Raw genomic sequence first — 17,678 nt, 5'->3', positions numbered from 1 at the left:
ACCGTACCCGGACGGCGTCGTGCTCAGCAGACGCCGGGGTTCAGTCGGCCTCGCTCACCCGGGTGGAGATCGCCTTCGCGGTCTCGGAGTCCGGGCCCGGCTGGGGGACGAACACGGCCTCGCGGTAGTAGCGCAGCTCCTGGATCGAATCCCGGATGTCGCCCAGGGCCCGGTGGTTCCCGGTCTTGGCCGGCGCCTGGTAGTAGGCCCGCGGGTACCACCGGCGGGCCAGCTCCTTGATCGTGGAGACGTCGATGATCCGGTAGTGCAGGTGCTCGATCAGCTCCGGCATGTCCCGGGCCAGGAAGGTCTTGTCCGTGCCCACCGAGTTCCCGCCCAGTTGCGCCTTGCCGGGCTCCGGGACATAGCGGCGGACGTGCTCCATCACCTGCCGGGTGGCCTCGGCCATGCTCAGCCCGTCGGGCAGCTCCTCCAGCAGTCCCGAGGTGGTGTGCATCTGCCGCACGAAGTCGCCCATCTGCTCCAGGGCGCCCTCCGGAGGGGCGATCAGCACGTCCAGACCCTCATCCAGGATGTTCAGCTCCGCGTCGGTGATCAGCACCGCGACCTCGATCAGCGCGTCCCTCTCCAGGTCCAGGCCGGTCATCTCGCAGTCGATCCACACAATGCGCTCATGATTCTTAGACACCCCTCCAATCTATCGCCCCGCCACCCCGACGGCGCCACACACCGGAGCAGGCCGGGGGATCGGTACAGTGGGCGGGAGCATCTTTCCCGCACCAGCACCGACCGCACCAGCAAGACCGACCCAGGGGAGCACGTGAGCCAGAGCGTCGCGTCCGCAGCCCGGACCAGAACCGAGCCGCGCTTCGTGCAGCGCAGCCCGATGCGCACCATCGTCATCGGCACGATCGGCTCCCTGCTGATGATGGTCGGCTCCTTCGGCATCGGCTGGCTGGCCCCCATCTCCCGGCTGCGCCAGGACCCCGTGATCATCGCGCTGCGCTACACCGACGGCGCGGTGGTCGCCTGCATCGTGATGACCGCCCTCGGGGCGATGGCCCTGACCCGCGAGTGGCTGCGGCTGAGCCAGAAGATCGACCACTGGGGACGCCCGGCGAAGAAGTGGGTGACCCTGGCGATCCTGTGCTGGGTCACCCCGATGCTGTTCTCCTTCCCGCTGTTCAGCCGGGACGTGTACTCCTACTACGCCCAGGGCCGGGTCTACGAGTCCGGGCTGAACCCGTACGAATCCGGGGTCTCCTCGGTCAACAACTTCTTCCAGTCCGGGGCGGACCCGCTGTGGAGCCAGTCCCCGCCGCCCTACGGCGCGGTCTTCCTGTGGATCGAGGGCCTCGTCGTGCGGGTGGCCGGAACCTCGCCCGACGTCGCCTTCTACCTCTTCAGGCTGGTGGCCCTGATCGGGGTCGCCCTGATCGCGATCTTCCTGCCCAAGCTGGCCCGGATGCACGGGATCAACCCGGTGCGCGCCTGCTGGCTGTGCCTGGCCAATCCCATGTTCCTGGTGCACTTCGTGATCTCCGCGCACAACGACGCCCTGATGATCGGGCTGATGATGGCCGGGGTGTGGGTCAGCGCCCGATGGCGCACCACGGCGGGCGGGATCGGGGGGATCACCCTGGTGACCCTGGCCATCGCCGTGAAGCCGATCGCGATCATCACCCTGCCGTTCATCGGCCTGCTGTGGGCCGGGCGCGGCGCCTCCTGGCCGCGGCGGATCCTGTTCTGGGTTCTCACCCTCGCGGTGTGCCTGGCGCAGCTGTGGATCATGGGCCGGATGAACGGGTTCGGCTTCGACTGGATCAACGGCCTGAAGACCACCGGCGGGGTGTGGATCTGGTACGCGCCCATCGGGGCGCTGAGCTTCCTCGGCAAGGTGCTCGTGGACTCGTGGGGTGGGCCCGGCGGGGACGTGCAGTCCGCGATCCAGAAGATCGGGCAGCTGCTCGGCATGCTCGGGGCGGGCATCATGGCGCTGATCGGGCGGGATCAGACGATCATCCGCCGCCTCACCCTGGCCCTGGCCTTCGTGGTGATGTTCAACCCGATGATCCAGGCCTGGTACGTGGTCTGGCTGATCCCCTTCTTCGCGGCCACCGGGATCCGGGCGGACTGGCACGTGGACTTCTACTTCCTGACCACCCTGTTCTTCATGCTCTGGGCCGTCTCCGATCAGCTGGACGTGTTCCCCTACCTGGATCTGGACCTGAACATGGGGCGGCTCGTGGCGATCGTCGTCGCCCTGGTCTACGCGGTGTACCTGATGTTCCTGGACCCCTCCACCCGGCGAGTCTTCCGACGCCGACACCGCGGCGCGGCCGTCGTCTGACACCGGCCGGCACCGGACAGGGCCGAGGTCGGGCGGCATGCGGGGCGGCGGGACCCGCGGTATGGTGGGGGAGTCCGCCGTCGCGGCGGACGCGCCTCAGTAGCTCAGTGGATAGAGCAGGAGCCTTCTAATCTCTTGGTCGGGGGTTCGACTCCCTCCTGGGGCACCGGATCAGCGGTCGGGCCGTTCGCATGACGGGGCAGGAGGTTCCAGCCATGAGCGCTTCCGCGGCAGCCCGGCCCCTCGCCTTCCTCGACGTGGACGGGGTCCTGAACCACTTCGTCTCCGCGGACCTCGCCGAACGCCGCGGGCTGCGCCGCATCACCGTCGTGCCGCAGTCCCTGCCCGTGGAATTCACCGTGATCCTGGACCCGGCCGATCGCGACCGGGTGCTGCGCTTGACGCGCCACTTCGAGATGGCCTGGGGCACCACCTGGGAAGAGGACGCGCCCCGGCTGATCGCCCCGCAGCTCGGGCTGCCCACCACCTGGCCGGTCGCCCACATCGACCGGGTGGACGCCGCCAAGGTCCCCGGGATCCTGGAGGTCGCCGCGGGACGGCCCTTCGTCTGGCTCGACGACGACGTCTCCCCGGCCGACCGCGAGCACCTCACCCGGGTCCCGCAGCCGCACCGGGTCATCGAGGTGCCTGCACCCTGGGTGGATCACCGCGACCCGCGGCGGGTCACCGGGCTCACAGACGAGCTGGTGCAGGAGGCCATCGACTGGGCGCGGGAGCTGAGCACGCGATAGATCATCCGGTTTCTTCGCGGCGCGGCGTCCTTGAGGCCGGTCATCCCCCTCGGTCATCGCCGGCGCCTGGCGCGTCCGGCCGGATCCCTTCGGCTCCGGAATCGGTGGATCTCCCGCGGGATTCCCGGCGGCATCCACAGCAGCCCCGCGAATCCGGGGGAGCGGGGGATGGGACGCACCCCGAGGGGTCCAGGATGAGCGGTACCGGACCGCCCGCGAGCACCGCGGGAGCCGGCACCAGCCCCTCCCGAAAGGACACGGCCATGACCGACCTGATCACCGTCCGCGGCTTCGTCGCCACCAAGCCCGACCCCCGGACCATGCCCGGCAACGGCACCGCCGTCGCCTCCTTCCGCCTGGCCTCCACCCCGCGGTGGTACGACGCCCAAGCCAAGGAGTGGAAGGACGGCCACACCAACTGGTACACCGTCACCGCCTTCCGCGCCCTGGCCGGCACCGTGACCGCCTCCGTGCAGGTGGGCCAGCCGGTGATCGTGCAGGGCAAGCTGCGCGTGAAGACCTGGGAATCCGGCGGCATCAAGCGCTCCACGGTGGAGATCGAGGCCCTCAGCGTGGGCCACGACCTCGCCTTCGGCACCGCCAGCTTCGCCCGCAGCAGCGGCCCCCAGCCCGGGGAGCGCCGCCAGGATCCCCGGGAGTCCGGCAGCGGCTGGGACACCGGTCCCGCCTCCGCCGGGTCTCTGCCCTCCGAGGTGGAGACGGGGACCGGGGAGTGGGTGGATGCCCGGACCGGGCAGATCCTCGAGGACCCGGCGGATCCCGCGGACCCGACCCCCGAGACCGGCCGCACCGCCACCGGAGACGCCGACGAGGACCCCGGCGCGGACAGCGCGGCGGGCCCCGAGCCGACCGGGATGTCCGAGGCCGACGAGGAGGACGGGGCCCTGGCGGCCATGAGCTGAGGCTCCGACCCGAGCGGATCATGCGGCCCATGCGGTCCGAGAGGACCGGGCGGGGCGGGAGGCCTCGGGGCGTGGCACAATGTCCGTGTCCCCGACGCCGCCCGCCCAGGAGCCCCGATGCCCGTCACCCGCCGCAGCGCCGCCGTGCTGACCGTCCTCACCGTGACGGCCCTGACGACGGCGCTGACCGGATGCTCCGACGCCGACACCGGGTCCTCGCAGACTGCGCAGACCCCCGCCCCCGCGGCGTCCTCGGAGGACCCGCTCCAGCAGGATGCCCGGCACCTGCAGGAGGTGCTCACCGGGTCGCTGAAGGGCCAGGAAGTCACGGCCGATCGGGTGCGCTCCGGCATCGCGCAGGCCGGCTGGTCCGGTCAGGACGTCGAGGTCGGACAGGACACCACCCCCACCGGGCTGGACGTGGACAGCGTGGACGCGGCCGTGAAGACCCGGGGTCAGTGTCTGCTCGCCGACGTGCGACCGGTCGGTGCCGTGAGCGTGAGCACCGGGCCCCCGCTGTCCGACGGCCGGTGCTTCGCCGGTCACCGCGCCGGCTAGGGCACCCGATCCGGGCCGCTGCCGCGCATAGTAGCCTGGACGGCATGGCTGAATTTATCTACACGATGTCCAAGGCCCGCAAGAAGGTGGGCGACAAGGTCATCCTGGACGATGTCACGATGTCCTTCTACCCGGGGGCGAAGATCGGCGTCGTCGGCCCCAACGGCGCCGGCAAGTCCACGATCCTGAAGATCATGGCCGGGCTGGACACCCCCTCCAACGGCGAGGCCCGGCTGAGCCCCGGCTACAGCGTCGGCATCCTCCTACAGGAGCCCCCGCTGAACGAGGAGAAAACCGTCCTGGGCAACGTCCAGGAGGGCGTGGGCGAGATCAAGGCCAAGCTGGACCGGTACAACGAGATCTCCGAGGAGATGGCGAACCCGGACGCAGACTTCGACGCCCTGATGGAGGAGATGGGCAAGCTCCAGGAGGAGATCGACGCCGCGAACGCCTGGGACCTGGACAGCCAGCTGGAGCAGGCGATGGACGCCCTGCGCTGCCCGCCCGGGGACGCGGACGTGAAGGTCCTCTCCGGGGGCGAGCGACGCCGGGTCGCCCTGTGCAAGCTGCTGCTGCAGAAGCCGGACCTGCTGCTGCTGGATGAGCCCACCAACCACCTGGACGCCGAATCCGTGCTGTGGCTTGAGCAGCACCTGCAGTCCTACCCCGGTGCGGTGCTGGCCGTGACCCACGACCGCTACTTCCTGGACCACGTGGCCGAGTGGATCTGCGAGGTGGAGCGCGGCCGCCTGCACGGCTACGAGGGCAACTACTCCACCTACCTGGACACCAAGCAGAAGCGCCTGGAGGTGCAGGGCAAGAAGGACGCCAAGATGGCCAAGCGCCTGAAGGACGAGCTGGACTGGGTCCGCTCCAACTCCAAGGGGCGCCAGACCAAGTCCAAGGCCCGCCTGAACCGCTACGAGGAGATGGCCGCCGAGGCGGAGAAGACCCGCAAGCTGGACTTCGAGGAGATCCAGATCCCGCCGGGACCGCGCCTGGGCTCGCAGGTCATCGAAGCGGAGAACCTGCAGAAGGGCTTCGGCGAGCGCAGCCTGATCAGCGGCCTGTCCTTCTCCCTGCCGCGCAACGGCATCGTCGGGGTCATCGGCCCCAACGGCGTCGGCAAGTCCACACTGTTCAAGACCATCGTGGGCCTGGAGCCGCTGGACGGCGGCGAGCTGAAGGTCGGGGAGTCCGTGAAGATCTCCTACGTGGATCAGAACCGGGAGAACATCGACCCGGAGAAGACCCTGTGGGAGGTGGTCTCCGACGGGCTGGACTTCATCAAGGTCGGCCAGGTGGAGATGCCCTCGCGCGCCTACGTCTCCGCATTCGGCTTCAAGGGCCCGGACCAGCAGAAGAAGGCCGGGGTGCTCTCCGGCGGTGAGCGCAACCGCCTGAACCTGGCCCTGACCCTGAAGCAGGGGGGGAACCTGCTGCTGCTGGATGAGCCCACCAACGACCTGGACGTGGAGACCCTCTCCTCCCTGGAGGATGCGCTGCTGAAGTTCCCGGGCTGCGCCGTGGTCGTCTCCCACGACCGCTGGTTCCTGGACCGGGTCGCCACCCACATCCTCGCCTGGGAGGGCACCGAGGAGCACCCGGACCGGTGGTACTGGTTCGAGGGCAACTTCGAGTCCTACGAGGAGAACAAGGTCGAGCGCCTCGGCGCCGACGCCGCCCGCCCGCACCGGGTCACCCACCGCCGCCTGACCCGCGACTAGCGGCACCTGACCACGCCGATGGCGCCCGTCCCCGAGAACGCGGGGGCAGGCGCCATCGGCGTCTTCGGTGGATAAGGCCAGGCGGGGGCTCACTCCGGCAGTCGGATCATCGCCTCCTGCGTCGTCGTGGCGATCAGGCGCCCGGTGCAGTCGAAGATCCTCCCGCAGGCCAGCCCCCGGGAACCCGAGGCATTCGGGGAATGCTGGGTGTACAGCAGCCACTCATCGGCCCTGGCCTCCCGATGCCACCAGATCGCGTGATCCAGGGTGGCCGCGGCCAGGCCCGGTTCGGTCCAGGACTTCCCGTGCCGGCGCAGGATCGGCTCGATCGGCGTGTAGTCCGAGGCGTAGGCGATCGCGGCCCGGTGGATCACCGGATCATCCGGCAGCCGCCCGAAGGTCCGGAACCACACCGCGGTGGAGGCCTCCCGGGCCCCGGCGGGGGCCAGGAAGATCGGCTCGGAGACGTAGCGCAGGTCGAAGGGACGCCCGAAGGCGATGCGCCGTGCCCGCGGATCGTCGACGTCGGCCAGCAGCTGCCGCGGACTGGGCAGCTGTTCCGGGGCCGGCACGCCCTCGGGCATCCGCTCCTGATGCTCCAGCCCCGGCTGGGGGACCTGGAAGGAGGCCAGGCAGGACAGGATCACCCGCCCCTCCTGGTAGGCGTGGATCCGGCGGGCGGAGAAGGAGCGGCCATCGCGCATCCGCTCCACGCCGAAGGTGATGGGCTGGGTGACATCCCCGGGACGCAGGAAGTACCCGTGCAGGGAGTGGATCGGCCGGTCCTCGGCCACGGTGCGGCTGGCCGCGATCGCGGACTGGGCCAGCACCTGCCCGCCGTAGACCCGCGGGGTCTCCGGTCCCACGGTGCGTCCAACGAAGACGTCCTCCGTGGTGCGCAGCGGCTCCTCCGGAGCCAGCCGGAACATGCTCAGCAGCTTCGCGGTGGCCTCCGAGGGATCGGCGGGGGCACCCGAGTCATCGACTTCGCTCATCCGCCCATCGTAGCCGCGACGCCTCGTCACCCAGCCCCACCGCCCAGCCCCACCCGCGCGGCGGGTCCGGACTAGGGTGGGGAGGATGAACGACGACGCCCCCGCCGCTGACCGGCCCACCCCCGAGCAGTCCACGGCCCCCGTCCTGCGGCTGGCCGATCCCCGGCAGGCCAGGGACCTGGCCACTCTGATCTCCCGGGCCCGCGCCCTGGACGAGGGTGCCGCGGTGCGCCTGCAGGCCGTGGGCTCGGTCCTGGCCGTGTGGGTGCCCGTGATGAGCGGGGACACCCTCTTGGAGCAGGTGCCCACGGTCCTGGGCATGCGGGCCGTGCACCTGTCCGAACCCTCCCGAGCCGATGTCACGGTGCAGGCGGCGGCCGTGCTGGATCGGCTGGCCCGCGTGGACCGGGCCGGGGCGGCGCTGGCCCTGCCCCCGATCACCGTGCGGGCCGCCTGGTCCGGGGCGATCCCCGGCACCTCGGGTTGGAAGGAGTGCGGCACGGTCTCTGCTCAGCGGCTCGAGGAGCTCGCCCGGCAGGGCAGCCGGGCCGTAGAGCAGGCCCTGCCGGCCCAGGCGGGCGCGGCGGTGCTGAGCACCGTGCGCTCGCGGATCTGGGGCACCGTGGAGCAGCCCGGCGGCTTCGTGGCCGGTGCGGCCTTCGGGGCCAAGGCGCTGGGCTTCCTCGGCGGCGGCGACGTCGTCGTGCACGCCCAGGGCCCGTGGCGGCGCCTGTCCAACCGGGCGGGGCACCTGCTGGCCCGCCCCGCCGCCTCCCTGTGACCGGCTATCCGGGGGTGTTCGTCATCGCGACGGCGGCCCGCTGGAAGTAGTCCCACATCAGCCCGTCCAGCATCTGCGGCAGCTCGAGGGTGTCCAGGGATTCGCGCATGAATCGCAGCCAGGTCTGCCGGGCCGCGGAGTCGATGCGGAAGGGGGCGTGGCGCATCCGCAGCCGCGGGTGTCCGCGCAGCTGCCCGTAGGTGGTGGGCCCGCCGAAGTACTGCTCCAGGAACATCTCCAGGCGCACCCGGGCCGGCTCCAGGTCCTCCTCCGGGTACATCGCGGCGAACTCCGGGTCCGCGGCCACCCGGGAGTAGAACTCCCGGGTGAGCCGCTGGAAGGCCGCGTGCCCGCCGATCTGCTCATATAGGCTCGGGGCGCTCACGACTCGTCAGCCGATGACGTCCGCGGCCTGCACCCGCAGGGCCCGCTCGATGCCGTCGCGCCCCTCGATCACCTGGCGGCGCAGGGAGTCCCGGCCCTCGCCGAGCTGGCTGAGGAACTGCTCCGAGGCCTCCAGCACGTCCCGGTCCACCACCTGGGGGAACAGCCCGGTGATGATCTGCTGGGAGATCTCGTGGGACAGCTCCTGCCAGACCCGCTCGATCGCGGCGAAGTAGCGGGGGATGAACGGGCGCAGCAGGGAGCTCTTGGTGGTCGCGTTGAACCCCATGATCGCGGAGCGCTGGATGACGTTGGGCAGGTCGTGGTGCTCCACCACCTGCTCCCACACCCGGTTCTTGGCCTCCGCGGTGGGGATCGCGGCCTTCGCCTGGGCGGCCTTCTGGGCGCCGGTGGAGGTGTTGTCCTCGGCCGCGGCGGCGTCGATCTCCGCCTCGTCGGCCCGCCCGGCCGCGGCCAGCGCGATCAGCAGACGCCAGGCCAGGTCCCGGTCGATCTCCAGGCCCTCCAGCCGCTGCTGACCCTCCAGCAGCGCGCGCACGGTGTCCTTCTGCTCCTCCGTGGTGGCGTGGGCGGCGAAGGCCTGCACGAACTGCAGCTGGCGGTCCGACCCGGCCGGGGCGGACTGGGCGATCTCCCACAGCCGCTGTGCGGCCTTCTCCCGGGTGGCCTCCTGGGCATCCGAGCGCACGTACATCTTCAGGGTCGTAGCCAGGTTGCGCAGCTGCGTCATGATCGAGGTGGAGTCCGTCTCCGCGTCGATGTTGTTCAGCACCAGGTCCACGAACTGCCGGGCCGGGATCTGCCCGTCCCGGGTGCCGTCCCAGGCCGCCCCCCACACGACGGCGCGCGGCAGGGACTCCTCGAAGTCGCGCAGGTGCGCCACGGCCGTATCGAAGGAGCGCTCATCCAGCCGGACCTTGGCGTAGGCGAGGTCCTCGTCGTTGAGCAGGATCAGATCCGGGCGGGCCCGCCCGGCGACGCCGGGGATCGCGGTGCGCTCGCCCTCGACGTCGAACTCCACCCGGTGGGTGCGCACCAGCTTCCCGTCCCGCAGGTCGTAGAACCCGGCGGTCATCCGGTGCGGACGCAGGGTCGGGTAGTCGTTCGGGGCGGTCTGGATGACCTCCACGGACTCCAGGGTGCCGTCCTCGGCGGCGGTGATGGAGGGGGTCAGGGTGTTGACCCCGGCCGTCTCCAGCCAGACCTTGGACCAGGAATCCAGCTCGCGCCCGCTGGTGGACTCCAGCTCCGCGAGCAGATCCGCCAGGGTCGCGTTGGACCAGGAGTGCTTCTCGAAGTAGGAGCGCAGCGCCCGCATGAACTCCTCCTGGCCCACCCAGGCCACCAGCTGGCGCAGCACGGAGGCGCCCTTGGCGTAGGTGATGCCGTCGAAGTTGACCTGCACATCCTGCAGGTCGTTGATCGGGGCGACGATCGGGTGGGTCGAGGGCAGCTGGTCCTGGCGGTAGGCCCAGGTCTTCTCCGAGGCGCCGAAGGTGGTCCAGGCGTGGGTGAACCGGGTGTTGGACACGGCCGCCAGGTGGGACATGAACTCGGCGAAGGACTCGTTGAGCCACAGGTCGTTCCACCACTTCATGGTCACCAGGTCCCCGAACCACATGTGCGCCAGCTCGTGCAGGACGGTGATGGCCCGGCGCTCCACCATGGCCTCGGTGGGCTTGGAGCGGAAGATGTAGTCCTCCAGGATGGTCACGCACCCGGCGTTCTCCATCGCCCCGGCGTTGAACTCGGGGACGAACAGCTGGTCGTACTTCTCGAAGGGGTAGGGGACCCCGAACTGCTCCTCGTAGAACGCGAAGCCCTGCTTGGTCAGGGTGAAGATGTCCTCCGCGTCCAGGTGCTCGATCAGGGAGCGCCGGGCGTAGAGGTCCAGGGGGATCTCCCGGCCCTCGGCGTTGGTCAGGGAATCCGAGACTTTGGCGTAGGGCCCGGCCACCAGGGCGGTGATGTAGGAGGAGATCCGGGGGGTGGGGCGGAAGCGCCACACCGCCTGCTCGCCCTGCTCCTCGCGGGAGTCCACCGGCTGGTTGGAGATCACCGTCCAGGCGGCTGGAGCGGTGACGGTGAAGGTGAACTCGGCCTTCAGGTCCGGCTGCTCGAAGACGGCGTACATGCGCCGGGAATCGGGCACCTCGAACTGGGTGTAGAGGTAGACCTCGTCGTCCACCGGGTCCACGAAGCGGTGCAGGCCCTCGCCGGTGTTGGTGTACAGGGCTTGGGCCTCGACGGTCAGCTCGTTGCTCTCGGCCAGCTCCGGCAGCTGGATGCGCACCCCGTCGGAGACCTCCGCGGGATCCAGGTCCCGCCCGTTCAGGCGCACCCGCTGCACCGAGTCGGTGACCGCGTCGATGAACGTGGAGGACCCCGGCACGGCGTCGAAGACGACCGTGGTGGTCGAGGCGAAGGCCCGGGAGGACCCGGTCAGGTCCAGGCGGATGTCATAGGAGTGCACGCGGGTGACGACGTCGGCGCGCTCGGCCGCCTCCTGGCGCGTCAGATTCATTCCGGGCATGGGCGCGTGGCCTTTCATCGGGGACAGCGGTTTCAACCTGACTCTCAGGGTATTACACCCCACCGGGTAGTGTGGGCGGGGCCGGGCCCGAACGGCCCGCACCCCTAGCACCGCACAGGCCCCGCCGCTTCGCGGAGGCCGCGACCGAGGAAGCGAGCAGCGACGTTGCGCATCCACATCGCCACCGACCACGCCGGGCTGGAGCTCAGCCGCTACCTGGTGGACAGCCTCACCTCCGACGGCCACGAGCTGATCGACCACGGGCCGCAGACCTATGACCCGCAGGATGACTACCCGGCGTTCTGCATCGACGCCGCCATCGCGGTGCGCCGGGATCTCGACGCCGGGCGCGAGGCCCTCGGGATCGTGCTCGGCGGCTCCGGCAACGGCGAGCAGATGGCCGCGAACAAGGTGCCCGGCATCCGCGCGGCCCTGATCTGGAGCGAGGCGACCGCGGCCCTGGCCCGGGAGCACAACGACGCGCAGATCGCCGCGGTGGGCGGCCGCCAGCACGAGAAGGAGGAGGCCCTGCAGATCATCCGGGTCTTCCTGTCCACCCCGTTCAGCGGCGACGAGCGACACGTGCGCCGCATCGGGCAGATCGGCGAGTACGAGCGCACCGGGGGGATCGCCGGCAGCGTTCTGGACGCGGATGCCTGAGGGCCACTCGATCCACCGCGTCGCCCGCCGCTTCGCGGAGGGCTTCCTCGGCCAGACCCTGCGGGTCTCCAGCCCCCAGGGGCGCTTCGCCCAGGGAGCCGCCCTGCTGAACGGGGCGCGGGCGGTCACCTCCCGGGCCCACGGCAAGCACTTCTTCCTCGGCTTCGACAACGACCTCACCCTCAACGTGCACCTGGGGATGTACGGGGCGTGGACCTTCGGCGGGGATGAGACCTTCGCCGCCGCCTCCTCGATCGGGGCGCCCCGACGGATGGCCGAGCGGGAGACCGCCGGCACCGAGGCAGACGACGCCCCGGCCGCCTACGCCGGGCCGCCGGCCCCGCGACCCACCACCCGGGTGCGCCTGGTGGGGGAGCACGGCTACGCGGACCTGGTGGGGGCCGCGATCTGCCGGGTCCTGGAGCCCACCGGGGTGGCGGCCCTGGACGCCCAGCTGGGCCCGGACCCCCTGAACCCGCAGGCCGACCCCGAGCCGTTCTACGCCGCGGCGGCTGCGACCTCCCGACCCATCGGCGCGGTGCTGATGGATCAGAAGGCGGTGGCCGGCATCGGGAACATCTTCCGCGCGGAGAGCCTGTTCCGGGCCGGTCAGCACCCGCACACCCCGGCAGCTCGGGTCCCGCGGGAGCGGCTGGAGCTGCTGTGGCGGGACAACGTCACCCTCATGGAGGCCGCCGTGCGGCTGGGTCGGATCGTGACCACCGCCCCGGAGCACCGGCCCGGGGTGCCCGCCGAGCGGGCCTGGCGCGAGCACGCCAACTACGTCTACCTGCGCCACGGACGCCCCTGCCGGGTCTGCGGACAGGACGCGATCGTCGTGGAGGACCTGGGCGGGCGCAAGCTCTACTGGTGCACCGTCTGCCAGGCCCCGCGCTGAGCGGCCCCGGAGGCGAGGACCCCGAGACCGCACACACGCCGAGACCGTACGGTCTCGGCGGCGTCGCGACCGGCGTCAGGAGACGACGAAGCCCCGCCACCGGAGGGTGACGGGGCCGTGAGAGGGGATGACGGGAATCGAACCCGCGTCATCAGTTTGGAAGACTGAGGCTTTACCATTAAGCTACATCCCCGCGCTGCGCGAGGAACCGACCCCGGAACGGGGGGCCTCGGCGGACCACCTTATCGAACACCACCGGCTCGCCGGGCGTCAAATCCACCGGTGCGCTCCGGGCGGCACCAGCACCGCCCACAAGAGACGCGGGACGGGCCCCGCGGCGGCCGTTCCGCATGGATGCGGCGAGCAGACTGCGCGAGCATGATTCGCAATGCGAGGGCGAGACGCTAAACTGACCTGAGGCTGACGGGGTGTAGCGCAGTGGCTAGCGCGCCTGCTTTGGGAGCAGGAGATCGCAGGTTCGAGTCCTGTCACCCCGACGGTGGAGGGGCCGGATCTGCGACGTCGACGCGGCGTTCGCGCGGCCCTTCTCCGATCACACGTGCGCGGCGCATCCCGCCGTGTAGGCGAGCACGCCGCAACCCGCCCGCTCGGGCATCCGCGCGGGCTCCATCCAAGACGACCCGTAGGAGACCAACGGACGTGAAGACCACCGTCGAGAAGCAGAACCCCACCCTGGCCAAGATCCAGGTCGATGTGCCCTTCGAGGAGTTCAAGCCGTTTCTCACCAAGACCTACAAGGACCTGGCCAACCAGATCCAGCTGCCCGGCTTCCGCAAGGGCAAGGTCCCCGCGGCGCTGATCGACCAGCGCGTCGGCTACGACTTCGTCGTGGAGAACGCCCTGAACGACGCCCTCAACGGCTTCTACCAGCAGGCCCTGGCCGAGAACGAGCTGACCCCGCTGGCCCAGCCCGAGGTCGACGTCGTAGCCAAGCCCGAGTCTGACGCGCGCGAGAAGGACATCCAGGTCTCCCTGGAGGTCACCGTGCGCCCCGAGATCGAACTTCCCGAGTACACCGGGCTGAAGGTCGAGGTCGCCGACGCCGAGGTCACCGCCGAGGACGAGCAGAAGGCCCTGGACGAGCTGCGCTCCCGCTTCGGCACCCTGAAGGCCGTGGACCGCCCGGCCGCCGAGGACGACTTCGTGACCCTGGACCTGCAGGCAACGATCGACGGCGAGGAGGTCGACGCCGCCAACGACCTGTCCTACCAGGTGGGTGCCGGCACCATGCTCGAGGGCCTGGATGAGGCCCTCACCGGCCTGTCCGCCGGGGAGGATGCGACCTTCGAGACCCAGCTGGCCGGCGGTGAGCACTCCGGCGAGGACGCCACCGTGAAGGTCAAGCTGAGCGCCGTCAAGGAGCGCGAGCTGCCCGAGGCCGACGACGACTTCGCCCAGATGGCCTCCGAGTTCGACACGATCGACGAGCTGAAGGAGGACCTGAAGAAGCAGGCCGCCCAGGCCAAGGTCGCCGAGCAGGGCGCCGAGGCCCGGGACAAGGCCCTGGACCGCCTGGTCGAGCTGGTCGAGGTCCCGGTGCCGGAGAAGGTCATCGACGAGCAGGTCGAGCAGCACTTCTCCAACCCCAACGCCGAGGCCGACCACGACTCCGAGGAGCACCGCGCCGAGGTCCGGGAGAACACCGAGCGGGCCTTCCGCAACGAGGTCATCCTCGACGCGATCGCCGAGAAGGAGGAGATCGGCGTCGAGCAGGCCGAGCTGATCGACTACATCATCACGATGTCCTCCCAGTACGGCATGGACCCCAACCAGTTCGCCCAGATGCTGGACTCCTCCGGGCAGGCCGGGATGATGGTCGGCGAGGTCCGCCGCTCCAAGGCCCTGGCCAAGGTGCTGGAGCAGGCCGAGGTCGTGGACGCCTCCGGCAACGCCGTGGACCTGAGCTCCTACCTCAACCCGCAGGGCGAGCAGAAGCAGGCCGAGGAGACCGCCCAGCAGGACTGATCCCCTCCGCCCCTTCGCGCTCGCTGAGCGACGACGCCGCCCCGACCCCCTCCCGCCTTGAGGAGGGGCTCGGGGCGGCGTCGTTCTGCCGTCCAGCCCCCGGCAAGCCAACAGCGAACTGGCTCGGGCACCCGTGGGCGCGCGGGCGTCGGCCTACTACTGTCGTAGACAGACACCAGCGGAGAAGGCCCCCGCCGACGCCCCGTCCCGGGTGGACGGGGGCCTGCCGCTCAGCGACGAGAAGAGGACACACCACCGATGGCACAGCAGCTTTCCGCCCACGGTTCGGCCCCGCAGATGAGCCGCGAGCCCGGCGGCCAGGACGACCACGTCTACAACCGTCTGCTCAAGGAGCGCATCATCTGGCTCGGCTCGGATGTGCGCGATGACAACGCCAACCTGATCTGCTCCCAGATGCTCCTGCTCTCCGCGGAGGACCCGCAGGCGGACATCTACCTGTACATCAACTCTCCGGGCGGATCCATCACCGCCGGGATGGCCATCTACGACACGATGCAGCTGATCCCCAACGACGTCGTGACCATCGCCACCGGCATGGCCGCCTCGATGGGGCAGTTCCTGCTCTCCTCCGGGACCCCGGGCAAGCGCTACGCGACCCCCAACGCCCGGATCCTGATGCACCAGCCCTCCGGCGGCATCGGCGGCACCGCCTCGGACATCCGCACCCAGGCCGAGCTGATCCTGGACATGAAGAAGCGCATGGCCGAGCTGACCGCGCAGCAGACCGGCAAGTCCGTGGAGCAGATCCTCGAGGACAACGACCGGGACAACTGGTTCACCGCCCAGGAGGCCCTGGAGTACGGCTTCTTCGACCACATCGCCCAGTCCGCCGGCTCCGTCTCCGGCGGCGGCGGGACCCTGAAGCACTCCTGAACCTCCCCGGTCCGCCACGCACACCCCACCTCTTCCCAGGAGACACGAGACTTCCATGAACTTCACCTCCCCGCAGGCCCAGGCTTCCGGCCTGACCATGCCCACCGACCGGTACGTGCTGCCCTCCTTCGAGGAGCGCACCCCGTACGGCTACAAGCGCCAGGACCCCTACGCCAAGCTGTTCGAGGACCGCATCATCTTCCTCGGCGTGCAGGTCGACGACGCCTCGGCCGATGACATCATGGCCCAGCTGCTGGTCCTGGAGGCCCAGGACCCGGACCGGGACATCGTCATGTACATCAACTCCCCGGGCGGCTCCTTCACCGCGATGACCGCGATCTACGACACGATGCAGTACATCCGCCCGGAGATCCAGACCGTGTGCCTGGGGCAGGCGGCCTCCGCGGCGTCGGTCCTGCTGGCCGCCGGCACCCCCGGCAAGCGCCTGGCCCTGCCCAACGCCCGCGTGCTCATCCACCAGCCGGCCCTGGCCGGGCAGCAGGGCGGGCAGGCCTCGGACATCGAGATCCACGCCAACGAGGTCATGCGCATGCGCACCTGGCTGGAGGACACCCTGGCCCTGCACTCGAACAAGACCAGCCAGCAGGTCAACAAGGACATCGAGCGGGACAAGATCCTCACCGCCAAGGACGCCCAGGAGTACGGCCTGATCGACCAGGTCCTGGAGTCCCGCAAGATCAACAAGCCGCAGATCAACACCCAGGACTGATCCGTTCGGATCCGTCATCTCGCAGCGCCCCCGCGTCATATCCACACCCTGCGCAACAGGGCAGACGCGGGGGCGTCGCAGCCGGTAGCCTGGTATCCGATGCGCCCGCCCGACGGCGGCCCGGACCCTGCGCGCGAGCGGGCCCACCGCCCGCGCATCCCGCCCTCGTCGCCGCGTGAAGTGAGGAACCATGTCCCGTCTCGGTGAGACCGCCGACCTGCTCAAGTGCAACTTCTGCGGCAAATCCCAGAAGCAGGTCCGCAAGCTCATCGCCGGCCCCGGGGTGTACATCTGCGATGAGTGCATCGAGCTGTGCAACGAGATCATCGAGGAGGAGCTCAGCGAGGTCACGGAACTGGCCTCCGCGGAGCTGCCCAAGCCGCGGGAGATCTACGAGTTCCTCCAGGAGTATGTGATCGGTCAGGACCCGGCCAAGCGGGCCCTCGCGGTGGCGGTGTACAACCACTACAAGCGGATCCGCGCCAAGGACTCCGCGACCCCCGTGACCGGCCAGCAGCTGCTGGCCTCCGGCGGGGAGGACGTGGACATCGCCAAGTCCAACATCCTGCTGGTCGGGCCCACCGGCTCCGGGAAGACCTACCTCGCCCAGACGCTGGCGCAGAAGCTGAACGTGCCCTTCGCCGTCGCCGATGCCACGAGCCTGACGGAGGCCGGCTACGTCGGCGAGGACGTGGAGAACATCCTGCTCAAGCTGATCCAGGCCGCGGACGGGGACGTGAAGAAGGCCGAGACCGGGATCATCTACATCGATGAGATCGACAAGATCTCCCGCAAGTCCGAGAACCCCTCGATCACCCGCGACGTCTCCGGGGAGGGCGTGCAGCAGGCGCTGCTGAAGATCCTCGAGGGCGCCGTCGCCGCCGTGCCGCCCCAGGGCGGGCGCAAGCACCCGCAGCAGGACTTCGTGCAGATCGACACCACCAACGTCCTGTTCATCGTCGCCGGTGCCTTCGCGGGCCTGGAGGAGATCGTGGGGGCGCGCGTCGGGAAGAAGGGCATCGGCTTCGGCGCTCCCATCGAGCAGGCAGCCCAGGAGACGGACATCCTGCAGAAGCTGCTGCCGGAGGATCTGCTGAAGTTCGGGCTGATCCCGGAGTTCATCGGGCGCCTGCCGGTGCTGGCCAGCCTGTCCGAGCTGGGGGAGGAGGACCTGGCTCGGGTGCTCACCGAGCCGCGCAACGCCCTGGCCAAGCAGTACCAGCGGATGTTCTCCTTCGACGACGTCCGCCTGCACTTCACGGACGACGCCGTGCGGGAGATCGCCCGCCTGGCCATCTCCCGCGGCACCGGGGCGCGCGGTCTGCGCGCCATCATGGAGGAGCTGCTGCAGCCGGTGATGTTCGAGATCCCCTCCCGGGAGGACGTCGCCGAGGTGGTGGTCACCGCCGAGGCCGTGCGCGGGCAGAGCGAGCCGGAGATCATCACTCGGGAGGAGCTCGAGGCGCAGCGCAAGAGCGCCTCCTGAGTTTCCCGGTCCGAGGGTACCGGGACACTGTTCCGGCCG

At 70.1% G+C, this 17,678-nt stretch carries 16 protein-coding genes and 3 tRNA genes; 14 read left to right on the top strand and 5 right to left on the bottom strand.

Annotated features, from left to right (window positions below):
* Positions 1-40: 40 nt before the first annotated feature.
* Entirely contained in the window at positions 41-649 is a 609-nt protein-coding gene (gene orn, locus I6G21_RS09960; RefSeq protein WP_081046205.1) for an oligoribonuclease, read from the bottom strand.
* A gap of 132 nt (positions 650-781) precedes the next feature.
* Between orn and mptB the strand changes: the two genes are divergently transcribed.
* From mptB to ettA, 6 genes are all read left to right on the top strand, one after another.
* Positions 782-2,311: a polyprenol phosphomannose-dependent alpha 1,6 mannosyltransferase MptB gene (gene mptB / locus I6G21_RS09955; protein WP_058730323.1), complete on the top strand. Its 1,530-nt coding sequence runs from the start codon at positions 782-784 to the stop codon at positions 2,309-2,311.
* A gap of 93 nt (positions 2,312-2,404) precedes the next feature.
* Positions 2,405-2,477, top strand: a tRNA-Arg gene (locus tag I6G21_RS09950).
* A 49-nt stretch (positions 2,478-2,526) separates the two neighbouring features.
* Positions 2,527-3,063 (top strand): hypothetical protein, encoded by a 537-nt coding sequence (locus tag I6G21_RS09945; RefSeq protein WP_129357470.1) that lies wholly within the window; start codon positions 2,527-2,529, stop codon positions 3,061-3,063.
* A gap of 263 nt (positions 3,064-3,326) precedes the next feature.
* The gene (locus tag I6G21_RS09940) at positions 3,327-3,986 is read left to right on the top strand and encodes a single-stranded DNA-binding protein (protein ID WP_058730321.1); all 660 of its coding nucleotides are present in this window, start codon (positions 3,327-3,329) and stop codon (positions 3,984-3,986) included.
* Between the two features lie 117 nt (positions 3,987-4,103).
* Positions 4,104-4,544 carry a DUF6993 domain-containing protein gene (locus tag I6G21_RS09935; RefSeq protein WP_129357471.1) on the top strand — a complete coding sequence of 147 codons (441 nt, stop codon included), beginning with the start codon at positions 4,104-4,106 and terminating at the stop codon, positions 4,542-4,544.
* Positions 4,545-4,588: 44 nt separating this feature from the next.
* Positions 4,589-6,271 (top strand): energy-dependent translational throttle protein EttA, encoded by a 1,683-nt coding sequence (ettA, locus tag I6G21_RS09930; RefSeq protein ID WP_058730319.1) that lies wholly within the window; start codon positions 4,589-4,591, stop codon positions 6,269-6,271.
* An 89-nt stretch (positions 6,272-6,360) separates the two neighbouring features.
* On the opposite strand, the gene I6G21_RS09925 is transcribed toward ettA, so the two are convergent.
* Positions 6,361-7,266 carry an acyl-CoA thioesterase gene (locus I6G21_RS09925; protein WP_129357472.1) on the bottom strand — a complete coding sequence of 302 codons (906 nt, stop codon included), beginning with the start codon at positions 7,264-7,266 and terminating at the stop codon, positions 6,361-6,363.
* Between the two features lie 85 nt (positions 7,267-7,351).
* Here I6G21_RS09925 and I6G21_RS09920 point away from each other — a divergent pair, with 85 nt between their 5' ends.
* Positions 7,352-8,047 carry a hypothetical protein gene (locus I6G21_RS09920; protein ID WP_129357473.1) on the top strand — a complete coding sequence of 232 codons (696 nt, stop codon included), beginning with the start codon at positions 7,352-7,354 and terminating at the stop codon, positions 8,045-8,047.
* Positions 8,048-8,051: 4 nt separating this feature from the next.
* Here the strand turns inward: I6G21_RS09920 and I6G21_RS09915 are convergent, their stop codons facing one another.
* Both I6G21_RS09915 and pepN read right to left on the bottom strand, forming a co-directional pair.
* Complete coding sequence (locus tag I6G21_RS09915) at positions 8,052-8,432, bottom strand: globin (protein ID WP_129357474.1); 381 nt, start codon at positions 8,430-8,432, stop codon at positions 8,052-8,054.
* Between the two features lie 6 nt (positions 8,433-8,438).
* Complete coding sequence (gene pepN / locus I6G21_RS09910; protein ID WP_129357475.1) at positions 8,439-10,985, bottom strand: aminopeptidase N; 2,547 nt, start codon at positions 10,983-10,985, stop codon at positions 8,439-8,441.
* A 165-nt stretch (positions 10,986-11,150) separates the two neighbouring features.
* On the opposite strand from pepN, the gene I6G21_RS09905 reads away from it, so the two are divergent.
* Positions 11,151-11,645 carry a ribose-5-phosphate isomerase gene (locus tag I6G21_RS09905; RefSeq protein ID WP_064725394.1) on the top strand — a complete coding sequence of 165 codons (495 nt, stop codon included), beginning with the start codon at positions 11,151-11,153 and terminating at the stop codon, positions 11,643-11,645.
* Complete coding sequence (locus tag I6G21_RS09900; protein ID WP_064725393.1) at positions 11,638-12,543, top strand: Fpg/Nei family DNA glycosylase; 906 nt, start codon at positions 11,638-11,640, stop codon at positions 12,541-12,543. The genes I6G21_RS09905 and I6G21_RS09900 overlap by 8 nt, the downstream gene beginning before the upstream one ends.
* A 122-nt stretch (positions 12,544-12,665) precedes the next feature.
* On the opposite strand, the gene I6G21_RS09895 is transcribed toward I6G21_RS09900, so the two are convergent.
* Positions 12,666-12,736, bottom strand: a tRNA-Gly gene (locus I6G21_RS09895).
* Positions 12,737-12,967: 231 nt separating this feature from the next.
* Between I6G21_RS09895 and I6G21_RS09890 the strand changes: the two genes are divergently transcribed.
* From I6G21_RS09890 to clpX, 5 genes are all read left to right on the top strand, one after another.
* A tRNA-Pro gene (locus I6G21_RS09890) sits at positions 12,968-13,040 on the top strand.
* A 163-nt stretch (positions 13,041-13,203) separates the two neighbouring features.
* Positions 13,204-14,529, top strand: a complete 1,326-nt coding sequence (tig, locus tag I6G21_RS09885) for a trigger factor (protein ID WP_064725392.1) — start codon at positions 13,204-13,206, stop codon at positions 14,527-14,529.
* 258 nt (positions 14,530-14,787) lie between these two features.
* Positions 14,788-15,423 carry an ATP-dependent Clp protease proteolytic subunit gene (locus tag I6G21_RS09880; RefSeq protein WP_064725391.1) on the top strand — a complete coding sequence of 212 codons (636 nt, stop codon included), beginning with the start codon at positions 14,788-14,790 and terminating at the stop codon, positions 15,421-15,423.
* Positions 15,424-15,478: 55 nt separating this feature from the next.
* Positions 15,479-16,153 carry an ATP-dependent Clp protease proteolytic subunit gene (locus tag I6G21_RS09875; protein WP_058730251.1) on the top strand — a complete coding sequence of 225 codons (675 nt, stop codon included), beginning with the start codon at positions 15,479-15,481 and terminating at the stop codon, positions 16,151-16,153.
* 190 nt (positions 16,154-16,343) lie between these two features.
* Positions 16,344-17,639 (top strand): ATP-dependent Clp protease ATP-binding subunit ClpX, encoded by a 1,296-nt coding sequence (gene clpX, locus I6G21_RS09870; protein WP_064725390.1) that lies wholly within the window; start codon positions 16,344-16,346, stop codon positions 17,637-17,639.
* Positions 17,640-17,678: the final 39 nt, after the last annotated feature.

Origin of the sequence: Rothia kristinae (assembly GCF_016028855.1) — a bacterium.
In the GTDB taxonomy this organism is placed as follows: domain Bacteria; phylum Actinomycetota; class Actinomycetes; order Actinomycetales; family Micrococcaceae; genus Rothia; species Rothia kristinae.
Note: the sequence above shows the minus strand (reverse complement) of the source record. Positions and strands in the feature narration are given on the sequence as shown.